Here is a 3,679-nt window from a genome sequence, read left to right as displayed (position 1 = left end):
CACGACGACTCCAGCAACAACCGCTGCTGCGGATCCATCGCCAACGCCTCACGCGGCGAGATACCGAAGAACGCGGCATCGAAATCCGCGGCCTCGTAGAGAAATCCACCACCCGTCGGCGGAATTCCGGTCAGATCCCAGCCGCGGTCGGCGGGAAAATCTCCGACGGCCTCAGCACCGTCGGCCACCAGCGCCCACAGCTGCTCGGGCGAGGTGACGCCACCCGGGTACCGGCATGCCATCGCAACGATCGCGACGTCGTCCGCGTCGGGTGCAGCGGCCCGGTCCGCGGCTTCCACCGCTGTACCGACGACGGCATCGCGCAGATAACCGACGACCGCCGCCGGCGTCGGGTAGTCGAAGGTCAGGGTCGACGGCAGCGTACGACCGGTCGCCATGGACAGCCGGTCGCGGAACTCGACGGCCGCGAGCGAGTCGAAACCGAGCTCTTTGAACGCGCGCTCGACGTCGACTTTCGCGGCGGCACATCCCAGCGTCGCGGCGACCTCGTCGACGACGAGGCGATCGAGCAGATCATCGTCGGCCGCGGCGCCGAACAGCGAGGTCGCTGTGGGCCCGGATTCCTGGTCGGCGAGGGTCCGAACCTCGGGTAGGTCGTCGATGAGCGGGCTGGGTCGCGCGCTGGTGAACGGCGGCGCGAATCTGGTCCAATCGATGTCGGCCACCACTTGGTGTGGGGCGCCCGAACGGACCGCGCGCCACATCGCCTCGATCGCGAGCTCGGGGCCCATGGCCCGCAGGCCATTTCGGGTCAGCAGCGCGTCGGCTTCCGCCGTGGCGGCCATGCCTCCCCCGGCCCAGCTGCCCCACGCCACCGCGGTAGCGGGGAGCCCTTCGGCACGGCGACGCCGCGCGAGTGCGTCGAGGTGAGCATTCCCGGCCGCGTAGGCGCCCTGCTGTCCGCTCCCCCAGGCGGCGGCACCCGAGGAGAACAGCACGAACGCCTCGATCGGGTACCCGCGCGTCAGCTCGTCCAGCAGTTCCGCGCCGCGGACCTTCGCGCTGATCTCTTCGGCGAGGCCGGGAAGGGTGAGCTGATCCAGGAGCACGAAACGCGCGACACCGGCGGCATGGAGAACCGTGGTCAACGGCTGCCGCAGACCGTCGAGCAGTCGGGCCACAGCTCCTCGATCGGTGATATCGCATGCCGCGACCGTGACTTCAGCATCGTAGGCGCGCAGCTCGGCGAGCAATTCCATGGCTCCGGGCGCGGCATCGCCGCGTCGGCTGACCAGCACGACGTGCGCGGCGCCGTTGGCACATGCCCAGCGCGCCAGATTGGCGCCGATTCCGCCGGTGCCGCCGGTGATCAGTACGGTGCCGCTGAGTTGCGCGGGGCCACTCGCCGGTCGGTCGGCATGCGCCAGCCGACGGGCCAGGACACCGGAGGCGCGGATGGCCACCTGGTCCTCGACGCCCGCGCCCGACAGCAAGGCGGTCAACCGCCGCACAGCGTGCGCGTCGTCATCGGCGACGGCGGGGAGGTCGATCAAACCGCCCCAGCGGTCTGGGTGTTCCAGTGCCGCGACACGACCGACCGCCCATAGTTGTGTCTGGGCCGGGACCGGTGGCGGATCGGTCGGCGACACCGACACGGCACCGCGGGTGACGGTCCACAGGGGAGCATCGATTGCGGCGTCTCCCAGCGCCTGGATCAGAACGATCATCCGCGACAGCGCGAGCGGAACCACATCGTGCGACGGATCCGGCACGGAATCCCGCACAAACATGGCGAGCACGCCCTGGACCGGCGGCAGTGCTCGCAGGCTGTCGGCCAGTCTCGTTCGATCACCGTCCAGATCGAGACGAAGAACCTGCGCCGACCGACCGAGCTCGGTGCGCACCCGGTCGGCAAACGACTCGTCGTCGGTCGCGAGCAGCCAGGTGCCGATCGGGCGGCGGGTCGGCGTCGGTACCGGACGCCAGTGCTCCTCGTACAGCCACGAGTCCAGGGTCGTCTCGGTGGAACGACGTCGATTCCATTGTGCGAGCGCCGGCATCACCTCGTGCAAAGAGGCATCGGGATCAACGCCGAGTGTCCGGCCGACGTCGTCGATGTCGGTGTTGTCGACGAGATCCCAGAACTCCCCGTCCACCCCCGGCACCGAATCCGATGGCACTCCGGATTCCAGCCAGTAACGCTCCCGCTCGAAGGGATACGTAGGCAGGTCCACCAACTCGCCGCCGCCCATAGCAGCACCCCAGCTCACATCGACACCCGCCACCCACAACTGCCCCAATCCCTCCAGCAGCACCCGCGTCTCGTCGCGCCCCCCACGCATCGCCGCCGCGACCACCGCATCGGTACCCACGCCGCACTCACGCACCAACGACGCCAACACAGCATCCGGACCCAACTCCAGAAAGCGCGTCACACCCTGTCGCACAAGCGCCTCGACCCCCTCGCCGAAACGCACCGCGTCCCGCGCATGGCGCACCCAATACTCCGGGGCGCAGATCTCCGCCGAGATCAGGTCGCCGGTCACATTCGACACCACACCGATTCGGGGAAGCGCGAATTCGAACTGCGCACAAATCGCCGCGAACTCTTCGAGCATCGGCTCCATCAACGGTGAATGGAACGCATGAGATACCCGCAACCGCGACGTCTTACGCCCCAGCCGCCGGAAATGCGCCACCACCGGTTCTATCGCAGCGTCCGAGCCGGACACTACGACCGATTCCGGACCATTGATCGCCGCGATGTCCACGTCGCCCGACAGCACCGGCCGCACCTCGGCCTCCGACGCCCGCACCGCCACCATCGCCCCACCGGACGGCAATGCCTGCATCAATCGTCCCCTGGCCACCACCAACCGTGCCGCGTCCGGAAGGGACAGCACACCGGCCACGTACGCGGCGGTGATCTCCCCCACCGAATGCCCAAGCACGTAATCCGGTGCGACACCCTGTGATTCGACAAGCGCGAACAGCGCCGCCTCGACCGCGAACAACGCGGGCTGCGCGAACTCCGTCTGCTCCAGCACCTGCTCGTCACCCTCGAAGACCAGCTCGCGCAGCGACCGACCCAGCAACGGATCCGCCACCGCGCACACCGCGTCGAACGCCGACGCGAACACCGGAAAAGCCGTGTACAACTCCCGGGCCATTCCCACTCGTTGCGAACCCTGACCCGAGAACAGCACAGCCATGCGACCGGAACGTGCCCGACCGACCAGCACATCACTGGACACCTGAGCTGTCGCCAGTGCCGACAGTCTCGCGATCACCTCGTCACGGCCCGTACCGAGCACGACCGCACGATGATCGAGGCGTGCCCGCGTCGATACCAGTGACCGCCCGACATCAGGCAGAGCGAGGTCAGGGAACTCGTTCAGATGCGACAGCAGTGCGGTGGCTTGGGCGTGCAACGCCTCAGAAGTCTTACCCGACAACACCAACGGCACCACACCAACACCAGACACCTCCACCTCAGGCGCCTCCACCTCAGGCGCCTCCTCCACAGGCGCCTGCTCCACGATCACATGCGCATTCGTCCCACTGATACCGAACGACGACACCCCGGCCCGACGCGCCCGGCCGGTCTCAGGCCACACACGAGCCTCCGACACCACCTCCACCCCACCCACAGACCAATCCACATACGACGACAACTCACCCACATGCAACGACGCAGGCACCACACCCCGCCGCAACG

At 68.1% G+C, this 3,679-nt stretch carries 1 protein-coding gene; it reads right to left on the bottom strand.

Annotation, left to right across the window (positions count from 1 at the left end):
- On the bottom strand, positions 1-3,578 hold a 3,578-nt coding region (locus ACFWF2_RS33430; RefSeq protein WP_379311478.1), incomplete at its 3' end, for an SDR family NAD(P)-dependent oxidoreductase.
- Positions 3,579-3,679: the final 101 nt, after the last annotated feature.

Origin of the sequence: Nocardia sp. NPDC060259 (assembly GCF_042728775.1) — a bacterium.
GTDB lineage: Bacteria > Actinomycetota > Actinomycetes > Mycobacteriales > Mycobacteriaceae > Nocardia.
Note: the sequence above shows the minus strand (reverse complement) of the source record. Positions and strands in the feature narration are given on the sequence as shown.